The organism is Candidatus Schekmanbacteria bacterium RIFCSPLOWO2_02_FULL_38_14, from assembly GCA_001790855.1.
Lineage (GTDB): Bacteria > Schekmanbacteria > GWA2-38-11 > GWA2-38-11 > GWA2-38-11 > 2-02-FULL-38-14-A.
On the sequence record MGDH01000011.1, the window covers coordinates 101,947 to 117,125 of the forward strand.

Sequence of the window (15,179 nt, forward strand, 5' to 3'; positions counted from 1 at the left end):
TACAAATTATAATCTTTTTCAAATTTGTCTAATTTGTTTTTCAAGCCACGTTCTCAGCGACTTTTTCTTCATAATCGCATGACTCAGCAATGCATTTAATTACCACACCGTTTTTCCTGGAGAGTTTTTCAACCAAAAATTGAGATTTGCATTTAGGGCAGTTTCTATCAATCGGTTTATCCCAAAGGGCAAATTTACAATTTGGATAATTACTGCAACTGTAAAATATTCCTTTTCTTGATATTTTTTCCACCAATTCTCCGTTACAACCATCCTGATGGCATTTAACTCCGGTTACTTTCTGTTTAATAAACTTACACTTGGGATATCCCGAACACGCAATAAAGGAACCATACCTTCCATTCCGCATTGCCATCTGACTGCCGCATTGAGGACATTTCTCATCCAGCATTTTTACTTCTTTCACTTCAACAGACCCTTTCTCACCTTCAATTATTTGCCTTGTATTTCTGCATTCAGGATATTTTTCACATGCTAAAAACTTTCCATACCTTCCGGATTTTACAACCATATCCCCTCCGCACTTCTCACACTTCTCACCTGTTGCCTTTTCTTCCATCAGGATTATCTTCCCACTCTCATCCTCGGTAAAATTTTTTGTGTTTTTACATTCAGGATAATTGGAACATGCGAGGAATTTTCCGTTCCTTCCCCATTTGATGACCATTGGTTTTCCGCATTTTTCGCATTTAATATCCGTAGGGGTCTCTTCTTTTTTTACATCCTTCATCTCCACCTTAGCCTTTAACATACTTTCCTTAAACGGCTCATAAAACTCCCTCATCGCATTCAACCACGGGAGTTTGCCTTCCTCAATCTCATCAAGCTCTTCTTCCATGTGCGCGGTAAACTTAACATCTACAATATTTGGAAAGCTGTGAATCAAAAGGTCTGTGATGAGAAAGCCGAGTTCTGTGGGAATAAACTTCCCTTTTTCCTTTATTGAGTATTTTCTTTCCTGAATGGTTGACAGAATAGCGGCGTATGTTGAGGGCCTTCCAATGCCGTTTTCTTCAAGCTCTTTTACGAGGCTTGCCTCTGTAAATCTTGGTGGCGACTGGGTAAAGTGCTGCTGCGGTGTGAGGCTGAGAAGTTTTAATATCTCTCCCTTTGACAGCGCAGGCAAGAGCCCTTCTTCCTCTTCTTTTTCTTCCTCTTCTTTTGCCTCGGTATAAACAGCCATAAAGCCGGGAAATTTTATAACAGAACCGATTGCCTGAAAAAGATATTTGCCTGCCTCTATCTGAATTGTGGTCTGGTCAAGGATTACAGGCGCCATCTGGCAGGCAATAAAACGGTTCCAGATAAGCTGATAGAGGTCAAAATGGTCTTTGCCCAGACACGGTTTGACGAAGTTGGGCGTGTATTTAAAATATGTGGGTCTTATAGCCTCATGAGCGCCCTGGGCATTTTTTTTGCTTGGATATACAGTAGGCTTTGCAGGCAGATACTCTTTGCCGAAGTTTTTTTCAATAAATGTTCGCGCTACTTTTATCGCCTCGTCTGCTATTCTTGTAGAGTCCGTTCTCATATAAGTTATAAGGCCCACAGAGCCTTCTTGTCCAAGCTCTACGCCTTCATACAACTGCTGCGCCAACATCATTGTCTTTTTTGCGGTAAAGCCAAGCTTTCTTGCCGCGTCCTGCTGGAGTTTGCTGGTGATAAATGGCGACAATGGATTCCTCTTTCTCTCTTTTGTCTCAATATTAGTTACGACATATTGTGCCCCTTCCAGATTCTTGAGAATCTTTTCAGCATCTTCATTATTTTTAATTTCTAATTTTTTATTAGCTCTTTTTACGAGCTTTGCCTTAAAGGGGACAGGCGAGACGCCTGTCCCACTGCTAAGCTCTGCAGTAATGCTCCAGTATTCCTCCGGCACGAAAGCCTTTATCTCTTTTTCGCGCTCGCAGATGAGCCTTACAGCAACAGACTGAACCCTGCCTGCGCTCAAGCCGTATCTCACCTTTTTCCAAAGAAGCGGGCTTATTTCATAGCCGACCAATCTGTCTAGAATGCGTCTTGCCTGCTGCGCCTCAAATTTATTTTTATCCAATTTTGACGGATTTTTTATAGCCTCCAGCACAGCCCTTTCAGTTATCTCGTTGAAAAGCACTCTGAATATCTTTAAGCGGTTACCGCCAATTTCCTCGGCAATGTGCCAGGCAATGGCCTCTCCTTCCCGGTCAGGGTCAGGCGCAAGATATATTTTTTCAGCATCTTTCGCGGCCTCTTTGAGTTCGCTTATTACCTTGGTCTTGCTTTTTAAGATCTCATAAGACGGCTGAAAATCATTTTCAACATCTACGCCGAGCTTACTCTTTGGCAAATCCTTAACATGGCCCACAGACGCAATGACCACAAAACTCTTGCCGAGAAATTTGTTTATGGTCTTTGCCTTTGCAGGTGACTCAACAATAACCAGAGACTTTTTTGACATCTACTGAGTTCCTTTCTCTTAAACTTTTTATTATCTTAACCTTTGAAATCTTTCATATTAGAGTTTTTTCTCTTTATCCTTTTAGTATTCCTATAACCGGAAAACTTTCCATAACTTCATTGCCGTGAGGCGCATTGTCAATCTCATCGCTCAAGTCAAGTCCTGCTTCGTGTATTCCTGAATGTTCCCCATCTTCCCACATATCACTGACTGTTACATCATACACCTTTCCATCACAGGCAACATATGCTTTTTTTCCCTCTTTACCATCGAACTTCTTTAACTCATCAATAGTGAAAATTTTATCAGCCATAATTTTCTCCTTTTTTATTTAGGATTAAGCCAATATTCTAAATTTGCTTTAAAGAAACTATATTTTGGACTAACTGCCCTAAAAAAAACTATTTGTCAACCAGAACATAACCTAATTTTTCTTTTGACTAAGTTTTTTCCCCCCTATATAAGAGATTATATTAAAAGGAGCAGTGTTTTGCCAAAAAACCATATTTTTTTATCTGATGTCCATATACAAAAGATTGACGAGGAGTGCCATCTCTCCCTTGTCTCGTTTCTTGACTCTATAAAAAACACTACTCACAGCCTCTACATTCTGGGTGATCTTTTTGATTTTTGGTATGGATATAAAAGTGTAGTTTACCACGAATATATTCCAATCTTAAATAAACTCATTGAACTCAAAAATGCAGGAATCAATCTTTATTTTCTCGAAGGAAATCACGAGTTCAGGTTTGATCTCTTTTTCGGAAACGTGCTTAAAGCAAATGTTCATCCAAGATATTTAGAAACTGAGATAGACAGCAAAAAGATTTTTTTGACCCATGGCGATTCAATAGATACAATTGACCTTGGACACAAGGTTTTAAACTTTTTCATCAAAAACCCTCCTGTGTATATGATTGTAGGGCTTTCTCATCCTGGATTCTGGTGGAAAATAGCAAGGATTGTCTCAAAATTCAGCAGGAACCGGCTTGATAGTGGAAACAAAAAACTTATTGAAGCATATGAGCGTTTTGCAGAGAAAAAACTCTCTGAAGAAACTGATGTTATAATTCTTGGACACAGCCATAATCCCAAGATACAGAAAAAAAATATAAATGGAAAGGAAAAGGTTTTAATATATCTGGGTGACTGGTTAACACAACGTTCTTATCTGAAATATGACGGGACTAAATTTGAACTATGCTTTTATAAATTCTAATTAAAATCTCCTTCTTTTCTGCATCTGTTCTTCGTAGTGCTTCTTATACAGAATATCCCACTCTCTGCTTCCTTCAACAATCTTTTTAGAGTAACTTACAAGAATTTTTCTTGCTTCCTCATCAACCAACTCTTCTACCCTGAACTCATCTGTAAGAATTCTTGCTATAATTACCCTCAGTTCATTATCATCACCTGTTTTATTGACAACCAATCCGTCTTCAAGAATCTTATGAGTAATTTCCTTTGAAACCTTGTTTATTCTTTCCTGACTAAACCTCACTATAGTTCCCTGTGGCTATTTTGGATTTTGTGCTTTGTAATTTGAACTTTACTGCTAAGTTCTAAACCTCTAATCCCTTTTCTTCCATAATCTTCTTTTTTATCAAATTAAACATTCTATTATAATCCACATTTGCATTGTTCAGTTTTTGGCTATGTTCTTTTAAAATTTCTCTTACCTGAGAATTTATTTCTTCTTCAAGATGCAGATCCTTTAGAAGTATATCAGCAATATTTTCTATCAGCTTTGACTCTTCCGTCTTCAATATTACTTTCCTTCGTTTTACAAGTTCTGTTACTATTGTCTTTGCTAAAAAGTCCACCATTTGTTTCTGCGTTTTCATCACTCCCACCCCAAAAAACTGTTTCCTTCTGCAGCAACCACTTGTGAATATTCCTGATGCGTGTTCTCAAGAAATCTTCTCGCTTTAATTTCCTTTCCAAGATGATACCTGATGCACGGGTATAATATTTTTTTTATCTCTTCCATGCTTGTTGAAGAAAGCTTAAGGTTTATTGACTTTTTTATGCTCCACTCCTTCATTTTTTCAAGGGTCTTTATTGTACCCATAGATACAGTAACTGGGTTGTCCCATGGCTCTGTGCATTTCTTGCAAACAACACTGCTGCCGGAAACAGAAAAACTCACCTCTCTCCCGTAAATCTCTTTCCTGCATTCCGAGCATTCGCTTAAATTTGGCTCATAACCGAGTATTTTAAGCATCTTAATTTCAAAGAAAGCTATTGATTTAAAAACATCACCTATTTTCGAAAGAAACAATAAGCTCTCCTCAAGCAGATTAAACAGTAAATAATTGCTCTGCTTCTCCCTTGTCATCTCATTAATAGCTGAAAGTATATAAAAACTCCCTGATAACAGTGTAAAATCATCCCTTATCTCTCTGAAAGAATCTATGATACTGCTCTGACTGACATTTGACAGATTACTGCTCTCTTTTTCATAAAAAATGACATCTAGCAAAGTTCCCGGCTCAAGACTGCTTCCGAACTTACTGTTTATTCTGCGTGCACCCTTGGCAATAGTTCCTATTTTTCCAAAGGATTGCGTGTAAAGAGTAATAATCTTATCAGTTTCAGCAAAATTTAAGCTTTTTAAAACAATTGCCTTTGTTCTTTGAATTCCCACGCTTAATAAATATCATTAGAAGTGCTGTTTGTCAAAGTATTTTGGTACTACTCACAGAATAGAAATAATGGCTTACAGCTTATAACTTACAACTCATTTTTTATTAGTGAACTCAATCAGCGCGTTAAGTTTCTTAAAGGCTTTTCCTGAATCAATTGATTCCTCAGCAATCTTGACACCTTCTTTAAAATTTTTCGCTTTTCCTCCTGCAATCAAAGCAACTGAAGAATTTACAAGAACAATATCACGCTTCCCGCCTTTTGCCCCTTTTAAAATTCTTATTAGTATTTCCTTGTTATAAAAAGCATCGCCTCCGGTTAATTCATCTGCTGGACTTTTTCTTATCCCAAAATCCTCTGGTATAAGCATGTAGCTTTTTACTTCATTGTTACTAACCTCTGAAACTGCTGTCTCACCTGTTATTGTAACTTCATCAAGCCCGTCAGAACCACACACTACAAATGCCCTTTTAGTACCAAGCCGTTCAAGAACATACGCCAAAGGCTCTGTCAATTCTCTTGAATAAACCCCAAGAATCTGGGCTTTCACCTCTGCAGGGTTTACCAGCGGTCCTAAAAGATTAAAAATCGTTCTTATCCCTATCTCCTTTCTGGGACCTGCAGCAAACTGCATTGCAGTGTGGAAGAGTGGTGCGAATAAAAAACCTATGCCTATTTCATCAATGCACCTTGCAACTTTATCAGGAGATAAATCTATATTAACTCCTAATTCCTTTAAAAGGTCAGCGCTTCCGCATAGACTTGAAACGGCTCTGTTCCCGTGCTTTGCAACAGGGACTCCCGCACCGGCAACAACAAAGGCAGTTGTTGTTGAAATGTTAAATGTATTGGCTCTGTCTCCTCCAGTGCCGCATGTATCAACTGCCATTTCAGCATTTACTTTAAGAGTAAGAGCCTTTTCGCGCATGGCTTTTGCACTTCCGAGTATCTCAGGAATCTTCTCGCCTTTAACTCTTAATCCCATCAGAAAAGCAGCAATCTGGGAACTGGTTGCCTTTCCTTCAAGTATTTCTTTTATGGACTCGCCAGCTTCTTCTTCTGAAAGGTCTTTTCTATCTGCAAGCTTGGAAATAGCATTACGTATCATTGATTTGCGTTTTTCTTTGAAAAAATCATTACAAGCGCTCAAGTGAAAGTTCAAGAAAATTTTTTAAAAGCTCTTTTCCTGCATTTGTCAGCACAGATTCAGGATGAAACTGTACACCATAAACTGAAAGTTCCCGATGCCTGATTCCCATTATTTCATCATCCTCTGAGCGGGCAACAACCTCAAGAGATGGCGGAAGCGATTCCCTGTCAATTGCCAATGAATGGTACCTTGTGGCAGTAAACGGATTTGGAAGGTTTTTAAAAATATATTTCCCGTCATGATGAATTTCTGATGTTTTTCCATGCATAATTCTTTTTGCCTGAATTATCCTGGCTCCATATGCTGCTCCAATAGCCTGATGTCCCAGGCACACACCCAATATTGGAACTCTTCCAGAAAAATGTTTTATAACATCTATCGTTATTCCTGCTTTTTGAGGAGTTCCTGGCCCCGGTGAAACAACTATCCTCCCCGGATTCTTTTTCTCAATTTCACCAATAGTAACTTTATCGTTTCTGAAAACCAGGAAATTTTCCCCCAATTCACCAAAATACTGAACAAGATTATATGTAAAAGAGTCGTAGTTATCTATAAGGATATTTACTTTCATCCAAACTCCTACCCATTTGCCAATTCCAAAGCCTTAACCATTGCTTTTGCCTTATTAATTGTCTCCTTATATTCAAGCTCAGGTTTTGAATCAAACACAATACCTGCACCTGCCTGAATATAAACCTCATTGTTTTTAAAAAATAGCGTCCTTATTGTTATGCAGGTGTCCATGTTTCCGGTAAAACTGAAATACCCGACAGCTCCTGCATAGGGACCTCTTTTTGTCGGCTCTAATTCCTCAATGATTTCCATGGCTCTTACCTTTGGAGCGCCTGTTACTGTACCTGCAGGAAAACAAGCCCTGACAACATCAAAAGCATTTTTCCCCTCAGCAAGTATTCCTCTCACATTTGAAACTATATGCATTACATGGGAATATCTCTCTACAATCATCAGCTCATTTACCTCAACGCTTCCGGTCTTTGCTATTCTTCCCAAATCATTTCTGCCAAGATCAACAAGCATTATATGCTCTGCCCTCTCTTTTGCATCTCTGAGAAGCTCATTCTCAAGCTTTATGTCTTCCTGTTCTGTCTCGCCTCTTTTCCTTGTTCCGGCAATTGGTCTAAGTTCAACTTTTTTATCCTCAACCCTCACAAGTACCTCGGGAGATGACCCAACCATACAGAACTCTTTCATCTTCAGGTAAAACATATACGGGGAAGGATTCACTATTCTCAATGCCCTGTAAACATCAAAAGGCGATTTACTGATTTTTGTTTTCATCCTCTGGGAAAGAACAACCTGAATCAAATCTCCTCTTTTTATATATTCTTTTGCCTTGTTAACCATTTTCTCAAAAGATTTTTTGCTGAAATTTGATTTAGGTTTTATATTTCCAGAAGAACTCTTTTGTTCAAACCATGTTTTCTGAACATTCTTTTTCTTCAGTTTATCTATTAGATTTGTTATTTTTTTCTGTGCATTCTCATACAATTTCTCAAGGCTCTTTTTCCCGTCAACATAGCAATTTGATACAATTTTTATCTTATGGCTTACATTATCAAAAATCAGCAGGGTATCTGTTAACATAAAAAATGCATCGGGAAGATTCAATTCATCCTTTGTGCAATCAGGAAGTTTTTCAAAGAATTTTACAAAATCATATCCTATAAAACCGACTGCTCCGCCAAAAAACCTTGGAAGCCCCTGCACCTTTACTGCCTTATATCCTCCCATGATATTTCTTAGAGCAGATAAAGGGTCATTTTCACCTTCAAAGCTTTTTTCCTTGTTATCAGAGATTATCGTTATTTTATTTCCCTTGCTTTTAAATATCATAGAGGGACTTGATCCGAGAAATGAATAGCGCGCCCATTTCTCGCCACCTTCAACACTTTCAAGGAGGAATGAGAAATCTCCGTCGTCTATCTTGCAGAAGGCTGACACAGGGGTTTCCATGTCAGCATATATTTCCTTGTAGACAGGAATAAGATTCCCCTCTTTTGCCTTTTTCTTAAACTCTTTGAAATCAGGATAGAACATTTTTTTTGAAGCTGTAAAGTAGCATGCTGTAAGCTCTAATTTATAAGTTTTTCTATTTTGCTCCTTCTGTTATCTGTTCTTCTTCTACTCTTCCCCCAATCAATGGATACCTCTGCATCAGCTGGTCTATTCTTGAACTGTTGTTTTTAAAGCTGTCTTCCAATGTCTTCATTCTTGTCTCAATTTGCTGTTTTTCCTCGCTCCTGTCTTTTTCTATCCTTGCGATTCTTCCATTAAGTTCCTGGATTTCACTGTCAAGTTCGCTTATTCTGTTTATATAGCATCCTGATGATAAAGGTAAGAAGATTAAAACAATAAGACTGGTCAATGTTTCAAAGTTTTTAAATTTCATGTTACTCTCCTTTTATAGCAAGCTTATTTTTTTTAACCCTTTCAGTCAATAAATTTCTTTGTCAGAAATTTAATCAAATCTCTGAAATTTTCAAGAAAATCATCAAAAAACTCCATAATTCTTGGATAACCGGAATCCAGCAGGGAAAAGATTATTCCAAGAAAAATCATATTTAATAGGAATATGATAACAAAAGAGAATAAAATACCGTTTTTATCTATATCACTTTGCTTAACCTTCAGGTCGTGAAAAACTGATGAGAGATGAAGACCTATCCCGGTTCCTGCACATAAAATCAGGTACCCATGATATTTTTCAACAACTATTGGTTTTATCAGGGAAAAGAAAACTGCAACAAAAGGGAAGAAGTATGGCGAGAGTTCAATGATAAAATTGCTTCTTGAAGTTTGAATCTCACCACCTTTTGCATCAGATGCAAAAAAAGATTTTATTCCCTTTAAGAATATTACTGAATAAATAGTGTGAATTAATTCATGATAAAAAACCTCTGCAAACTCCATAATCGAGGAACCAATCTTTGAAATTATCAATCTAATAACAAGGTATGAGATAATCCCTGTTAAAAGATAAATAATGCTTTCTTCCCGCCTTGAAAAATCTTCTGCAGTTTTATAAAATGATAACGTTGCACTTGAAACTAGAGGAACGAGAATAAATCCTGTTAAATTTTTTATAACTTTATACATAACTTCCTTCTATCTGTTTCTGTTTTTTAAAAACCTTCAGGTATTAATATAGAAGCAAATTTTTTAGTTTTAATTTATTTTTAAATTTTATATCATAAAATAGCCGTGAAAGACAGATATTTTATTTTTTTAGGATTGGGCTTATGAAAAGTCTTTTTAACCTTCTTCAGGATATTGAAAATTACCTTAATTTTCAGAAATCACTCGGAGTAAATGAAATAATAGGTATTGATGTCTCTTCAAGCAGAAATGAGTCAAAAGAGGTTTCAATTAAAAAACTCAGACACGATATCGGAGACTGTAAACGCTGTAAGCTGCATCCAACAAGAAAAAACCTTGTCTTTGGAACCGGTGATTTAAACTCCGAGCTTATCTTTGTTGGCGAGGCACCCGGAGCTGATGAAGATATTCAGGGTGAACCATTTGTCGGAAGGGCTGGAGAACTTCTGACTAAAATTATCAAGTCAATGGGTTATGACAGAAAAGATGTTTACATTGCAAATATAATAAAATGCAGACCTCCCAACAACCGTAATCCGGAAGCGGATGAGATAAAAACATGCGAGCCATTTCTTATGAAACAGCTCTCAATTATAAAACCAAAGGTAATATGTGCGCTCGGAACCTTTGCCGCTCAAACTCTATTAAAAACTCAGGATAGAATATCTCTCCTTCGCGGCAGGTTTCATATATATGAAGGAATTAAATTAATGCCAACCTTTCACCCTGCCTATCTCCTGAGAAACCAGAATGAAAAGAAAGTCGTTTGGGAAGATGTTAAGCTTATTATGAAAGAACTAGGAAAGAAAATCAGCTAACTTAAAACTATTTTGTATTTAAAAGATCTTTAAAAATTTTCGAAGGTTTAAAACTTACTACTTTTCTTGAAGAAATATCATATTCCTTGCCGGTTTTTGGGTTCCTTCCGGTTCTTCTTCTTTTTGTACGTACAGCAAATTTTCCAAATCCGCTTATTATGATTTCCTCTCCTTCACTCAACGCATTCCTTATTGTATCTATTACTCCTTCCACAACTTCTGATGCTTCCTGTTTTGTCAGGCCGAGATCTTCTCTCACCTTGTCTTTCAAGTCTTCTCTTGTCATATTTATTCCCCCTTTTTTTTGTTCTAAGTCATTACTTTTATAATGTTTTTCATAACACAACCATTTTTTCTGTCAAGGTAAAATATTGATATTCCTTTTAATTATACGACGCATTAATTCTAATATATTCGCAAGAAAGGTCTGAAGTTAAAACTATGGCTTCCTTATTCCCATTGTTTAGACTGACTTCAATTGTTATTTCTTTATTCTTCAAAATCTTTTTGATTTCTTTTTCATTAAAACCGCACCCGCACCCTTTATTAACAATTTTCTTACCGCTAAAATATATATCAATCTTTTCAGGAGAAAACTCTATTCCTGAAGCACCAAGCGCAGCAGTTATTCTTCCCCAGTTTAATATCTCACCAAAAAAGGCAGTCTTAACAAGGTTTGAATTGGCAATTGCCATTGCTGCATTCTTTGCTGATTTTTTTGTCTTTGCTCCTAAGACAGATATTTTAATCAGTTTTGTTGCCCCTTCTCCATCTAAAACTATCATTTTTGCAAGCTTTCCTGCAACAAAATCTAGCCCTGCCTTGAAGAGTCTTAGTTCATTTGAACCTTTTTTTATTTCCTGAGAATCTGACATGCCATTTGCAAGCAATAGGACCATATCGTTTGTACTCATACAACCATCTATCGTAATCATATTAAAAGACTTATCTACAGCCTCTTTTAAAGCCTTTTGTAAAATATTCTTTTTTATTGTTGCATCTGTCACTATAAAAGCAAGCATTGTTGCCATATTAGGGCAAACCATTCCTGCTCCTTTTGCAATACCAGCAATCCGTATATTGCTATTTTTCAATTCAATCTCTATTGCGATTTCTTTTGAAAAAGTATCTGTTGTCATAATTGCATCTGCAGCACCTGAGAGATCTCCAGAATCAATCTTTTTCATAAGCCTCATGACCCCTTTTCTGATTTTATCAACCTCAGGCAACCTTCCTATTATTCCTGTTGAAGCAACCAGAATATTCTCACCTGAAATCTTCAGATTTTTTCCTGTAAATTCTATAATCTCTAATGTGGTTTCTTCGCCCTTCTTCCCTGTACATGCATTTGCATTACCGCTGTTAGCAATAATGGCTTTTGCTATTCCATTTTTTACTCTCTTGATAGTCTCGATAACGGATGATGCCCTTACCCTGTTTGTTGTAAATACTCCTGCAGCAGAAGCTAATTTCTCTGATAAAACAAGCAGTAGATCTTTTTTGCCATTCCCTTTAATCCCGCAATTTATTCCTGCGGACTTAAACCCCCTGACTGCATTTATTCCTCCTGAGATTTTTTTCATTTTTGATAAAACCATCTATTCTCCTGGTGTATCCTTCTTTTTTAATAATTTTTCAAATACCTGCAGTGCATAATCTTTTCTGTTTTTCCAGCCCTTCATGCTCAGTTCATACTTGCTTTTTTCTGCTTCAATAAGTTTTTTCACTCTTAAATTTGTTATAATTGAATTTCTCTCAAAGATTGCTTCAATGTTAGCTTCAATCTCCCGCATCTCCCTTATCTCAGCAGCAAAAAGCATTTTATCTGACCTTGCAAGAGCTACTTCTCTTTCTTTCTCCACTAGAAGTCTCTGAAAAAGTTTTTGGAATTGTTTCAAATCCATCCTTACATCATCATCTGTGCGCATATTGTCCTCCAGATAAAGGATTAAGTAAAATGAAACAGATTTTAGTTTTTTAAATAGATATAAGTAAAATGTCAATAATAAACAATTCTTGGCAATTGAAGTTCCATGCAACAAACTGCATGAAATCTCAGATTGTAATGAATAAGTTTTTATATATTCGTTCGCCATACATTTTCATTAATGTCTCTACCTGAAATATACTCAAGAAAGTTCTAAAAAGGTATTGACAAACAAGAATTCTGAAAATAATTTAACAGTAATGGAAAATATAAGATTAGCTATTGTATTCCCCGGAAAAATTACAAAATTTAATGGGATAGGAAAGATTTTCTTCAAATCCTATCCTGCGGCTGAAAGAATTTTTACAAATGCGAATATCTCTTTTGGAAGCGAATTAGCTTCTTCGTGCATTAACGGATTTGACTACACATATGACTCTGAGATAAAAAAACTACTTTCATCGCACATATTAAGCTGTCTTTTTGCCAACATTTTGAGATACTATAATATCACTTCTAAAGCGTTTCTTGGTTCAAGCCTTGGAATATATGCAGCTCTTTTTGCGGCTAAAAGCATAAGCTTTGATGAAAGCAACTATCTTATAAAATCGTTAATAGACAGCATTTCTCAAAACTCAGATAATATCAGCCCTGCATATGCTGAAATCTCAGGACTAAATGAAAAAACACTTATTTCATTAATTAAAAATTCCCTGTCAGAAAGCTCTCTTTCAATAAGTCATTTCAATGCTCAAAACCATTTCATTGTTTCCGGAAATGAACAAGAAATTTTAAAATTAATAGAGTTATCTAAAAAGATGGATGCTTTCTGCCAATTATTTTTAAAAGCTGATTATTTGATACATACTAATTTTTTAAAATTATCACCCTTATGGCATGAAACACTTAATAACATAAACTTTGATGACCCGGATATTCCTGTTTTTTGTGATACAGAGGTAAAACTGTTTAATTCCGGGCAGGAAATAAAAATGCTTCTTTCTGAGCATATTACAAAACCTGTTTTTTTCGAAAGCTCAATAAAAGCATTGATTGCTGAAGGAATTAATTGTTTTCTGGAAGTTGGCGGTGGAGGAGTTTTGTCAAAGCAAATAAGATGGATTGACCGCAAAGTCAGAGTCCATTGTATTGAAGATGAAGATTCGTTTGAAAAGGCAATAAAAGTATTAAAATAATCATGACCTATTGTTCATTGTTAATCTGAAAACATTTTATTATATTCAGCGTCATAACACCATCTCCATCAGTTTGATTCATAATAAAATTTTTTATTTTCTCTCTTTCGTTTCCATAAAACTCTTTATTTGCCATTCGTATAATTTCTTCTATTTTATCATCTTTTAATTTTCCAATTCCAAGCATAGGATAATTACTTGCCCATGGCATTTCTTCGACCTCTGATGGACTCAAACGTGATATGAGTTTCTGAATCTCTTTTATAAACTTATCTATTTTAATTTCGCTGATTTTTTTAAGGTTTCTGTCCATCCTTATCTGTTGTCTTATCTCCTTTACTCTGAGTTCAATCCCTATTTTCTTTATTCGCAATTTCCCAGGCACTATTGAGTACTCTGCCTCGTTCTCAGCATTTTTCATTGTTCTTTTTATAACAAATGTCTTCTTGCCGTTTGTGACTTCAAAATAGGATTCTTTTGCTGGTCTGCCAAAAGGTTCATCACTGACATAAGAACCTTCTTTTGAAAGCAGTTTTTCCAGGCTGTGCCCCTTATGTCTTTTTTCAAAAACATCCTTATCATCTACCCCTTCAATAATATTTACTATCTCATCACATTCAATGCACCTTATTAATTTTCCAGTCACTTTCCTGCTCCTTTATTTTTTTAACTTAAAGCAATCAACTCACCGTTTTCTAAAAACCCTAAAAATATTTCTACAAGTTTTGGGTCAAACTGTGTTCCTGCGTTTATTCTCAATTCCCTGATGACTGCATCTTTAGAAAGGGCAATCCTGTATGGCCTGTCAGTTGTCATTGCATCATAAGCATCAGCTAAACCAACTACTCTTGCAGCAAGTGGAATTTCATCTCTTTTTAAACCATCCGGATAGCCTTTCCCATCCATTCTTTCATGGTGGTGTCTTATCACAGAAATAATAAAGGAAGAAACGTTTAAAGGCTTTATTAAATCAACTCCTTTTATTGGATGCAGCTTCACTATTTCCCACTCCTTGTCTGTTAATGCAGTTTCCTTGAATATGTATTCATTGCTTACCCCTACCTTTCCTATGTCATGAAGAAATGTTGCTATCTGTAGTTCGTTTTTTTCCTCTTTTGTAAAAGGAAGCTTTTCCGTAATCAGATTTGAATAATAGGAAACTCTTCCTGAATGGCCATGAGTATAGGGGTCCTTGCTTTCAAGAGTGCAGGAAAGGACTTTTATAAATTCCAGAAAATCAATAGGATTTCCGCTTCTGTTTTCTTTAGCGTTTTCATTGAATATCTTTCTGATTTTTTCAATTAACGGCTGGTTCTCCTGAAGGGTACTCTTGACAACATCAAAATCTCTTTTAATGCCTAGTTCCTGAACATTATTTAAAAGATTACTCAAGTGAACATTTAATTTTCTTCTCTCAACTGCCTTTTTAATTACTGAAATTATTTCAGCAACATTAAATGGTTTTGTAATGTAATCAAAAGCCTCCCATCTTATTCCGTCTATAGCTGTTTTAAGCGTCCCATATCCAGTAATTATTACAACCTCTATATCTGAATTATGTTTCTTAATTGCTTTTAATACCTCAATTCCTGAAATTCCTGGCATTCTAAGGTCTAATGTAACCAAATCTATTGCTTGCTGGTGTATAATCTCAATAGCCTTTTTGCCATCTTCAGCAGTATACACCTGGTAAGTAGGTTTAAGTATCATTCTCAGGGATTCTCTAGGTCCGATTTCATCATCAACAATAAGGATAGAAGGTTGGTTCATATAATAGGCTCCTTATTTAATTTAAGTAAAAAAATATTTAGACTACACTTTTATAGCAAATCTTATGCCAACTTCATTTAAACTATTTTAATCT

At 36.0% G+C, this 15,179-nt stretch carries 18 protein-coding genes; 3 read left to right on the forward strand and 15 right to left on the reverse strand.

Annotation, left to right across the window (positions count from 1 at the left end; all coding sequences use genetic code 11):
• Positions 1 to 40 precede the first annotated feature (40 nt).
• Both A3H37_03010 and A3H37_03015 read right to left on the reverse strand, forming a co-directional pair.
• Positions 41 to 2,461, reverse strand: a complete 2,421-nt coding sequence (locus A3H37_03010) for a DNA topoisomerase I (GenBank protein ID OGL50797.1) — start codon at positions 2,459 to 2,461, stop codon at positions 41 to 43.
• Between the two features lie 73 nt (positions 2,462 to 2,534).
• Positions 2,535 to 2,774: a cytochrome B5 gene (locus A3H37_03015; GenBank protein OGL50798.1), complete on the reverse strand. Its 240-nt coding sequence runs from the start codon at positions 2,772 to 2,774 to the stop codon at positions 2,535 to 2,537.
• A gap of 177 nt (positions 2,775 to 2,951) precedes the next feature.
• Here A3H37_03015 and A3H37_03020 point away from each other — a divergent pair, with 177 nt between their 5' ends.
• A complete protein-coding gene (locus A3H37_03020) occupies positions 2,952 to 3,680 on the forward strand; it encodes a hypothetical protein (protein ID OGL50799.1) in 729 nt (242 codons plus the stop codon).
• Here the strand turns inward: A3H37_03020 and A3H37_03025 are convergent, their stop codons facing one another.
• The 8 genes from A3H37_03025 to A3H37_03060 all read right to left on the reverse strand — a co-directional run bounded on the left by A3H37_03025 (position 3,681) and on the right by A3H37_03060 (position 9,374).
• The gene (locus tag A3H37_03025) at positions 3,681 to 3,962 is read right to left on the reverse strand and encodes a hypothetical protein (protein OGL50800.1); all 282 of its coding nucleotides are present in this window, start codon (positions 3,960 to 3,962) and stop codon (positions 3,681 to 3,683) included.
• Between the two features lie 61 nt (positions 3,963 to 4,023).
• Complete coding sequence (locus A3H37_03030; protein OGL50801.1) at positions 4,024 to 4,305, reverse strand: hypothetical protein; 282 nt, start codon at positions 4,303 to 4,305, stop codon at positions 4,024 to 4,026.
• Positions 4,305 to 5,108, reverse strand: coding sequence for a DNA repair protein RecO (locus tag A3H37_03035; GenBank protein OGL50802.1), 804 nt, complete (start codon positions 5,106 to 5,108; stop codon positions 4,305 to 4,307). Before A3H37_03035 ends, A3H37_03030 begins: the two co-directional genes overlap by 1 nt.
• Positions 5,109 to 5,201: 93 nt before the next feature.
• Positions 5,202 to 6,215 carry an anthranilate phosphoribosyltransferase gene (locus A3H37_03040; protein ID OGL50940.1) on the reverse strand — a complete coding sequence of 338 codons (1,014 nt, stop codon included), beginning with the start codon at positions 6,213 to 6,215 and terminating at the stop codon, positions 5,202 to 5,204.
• 28 nt (positions 6,216 to 6,243) lie between these two features.
• Positions 6,244 to 6,828 (reverse strand): anthranilate/aminodeoxychorismate synthase component II, encoded by a 585-nt coding sequence (locus A3H37_03045; protein ID OGL50803.1) that lies wholly within the window; start codon positions 6,826 to 6,828, stop codon positions 6,244 to 6,246.
• Positions 6,829 to 6,836: 8 nt separating this feature from the next.
• Positions 6,837 to 8,315, reverse strand: coding sequence for an anthranilate synthase component I (locus tag A3H37_03050; GenBank protein ID OGL50804.1), 1,479 nt, complete (start codon positions 8,313 to 8,315; stop codon positions 6,837 to 6,839).
• Between the two features lie 52 nt (positions 8,316 to 8,367).
• Positions 8,368 to 8,667: a hypothetical protein gene (locus A3H37_03055; GenBank protein ID OGL50805.1), complete on the reverse strand. Its 300-nt coding sequence runs from the start codon at positions 8,665 to 8,667 to the stop codon at positions 8,368 to 8,370.
• A gap of 41 nt (positions 8,668 to 8,708) precedes the next feature.
• Complete coding sequence (locus A3H37_03060) at positions 8,709 to 9,374, reverse strand: hypothetical protein (GenBank protein ID OGL50806.1); 666 nt, start codon at positions 9,372 to 9,374, stop codon at positions 8,709 to 8,711.
• A 269-nt stretch (positions 9,375 to 9,643) separates the two neighbouring features.
• On the opposite strand from A3H37_03060, the gene A3H37_03065 reads away from it, so the two are divergent.
• Positions 9,644 to 10,192 (forward strand): uracil-DNA glycosylase, encoded by a 549-nt coding sequence (locus A3H37_03065; protein ID OGL50941.1) that lies wholly within the window; start codon positions 9,644 to 9,646, stop codon positions 10,190 to 10,192.
• Positions 10,193 to 10,199: 7 nt separating this feature from the next.
• Here the strand turns inward: A3H37_03065 and ihfA are convergent, their stop codons facing one another.
• The 3 genes from ihfA to A3H37_03080 form a co-directional block, all read right to left on the reverse strand.
• Positions 10,200 to 10,478, reverse strand: a complete 279-nt coding sequence (gene ihfA, locus A3H37_03070) for an integration host factor subunit alpha (GenBank protein ID OGL50942.1) — start codon at positions 10,476 to 10,478, stop codon at positions 10,200 to 10,202.
• A gap of 97 nt (positions 10,479 to 10,575) precedes the next feature.
• The gene (locus A3H37_03075) at positions 10,576 to 11,790 is read right to left on the reverse strand and encodes a bifunctional ornithine acetyltransferase/N-acetylglutamate synthase (protein OGL50807.1); all 1,215 of its coding nucleotides are present in this window, start codon (positions 11,788 to 11,790) and stop codon (positions 10,576 to 10,578) included.
• Positions 11,791 to 12,120: a hypothetical protein gene (locus A3H37_03080; protein OGL50808.1), complete on the reverse strand. Its 330-nt coding sequence runs from the start codon at positions 12,118 to 12,120 to the stop codon at positions 11,791 to 11,793. It abuts the gene before it with no gap.
• 223 nt (positions 12,121 to 12,343) lie between these two features.
• Here A3H37_03080 and A3H37_03085 point away from each other — a divergent pair, with 223 nt between their 5' ends.
• On the forward strand, positions 12,344 to 13,315 hold the full coding sequence (locus A3H37_03085; protein ID OGL50809.1) for a hypothetical protein: 972 nt from the start codon (positions 12,344 to 12,346) through the stop codon (positions 13,313 to 13,315).
• Positions 13,316 to 13,322: 7 nt separating this feature from the next.
• Here A3H37_03085 and A3H37_03090 read toward each other — a convergent pair whose 3' ends face one another.
• Together A3H37_03090 and A3H37_03095 are read right to left on the reverse strand one after the other, a co-directional pair.
• Positions 13,323 to 13,961 (reverse strand): hypothetical protein, encoded by a 639-nt coding sequence (locus tag A3H37_03090; protein OGL50810.1) that lies wholly within the window; start codon positions 13,959 to 13,961, stop codon positions 13,323 to 13,325.
• A 20-nt stretch (positions 13,962 to 13,981) separates the two neighbouring features.
• Entirely contained in the window at positions 13,982 to 15,085 is a 1,104-nt protein-coding gene (locus tag A3H37_03095) for a hypothetical protein (protein OGL50811.1), read from the reverse strand.
• Positions 15,086 to 15,179 lie beyond the last annotated feature (94 nt).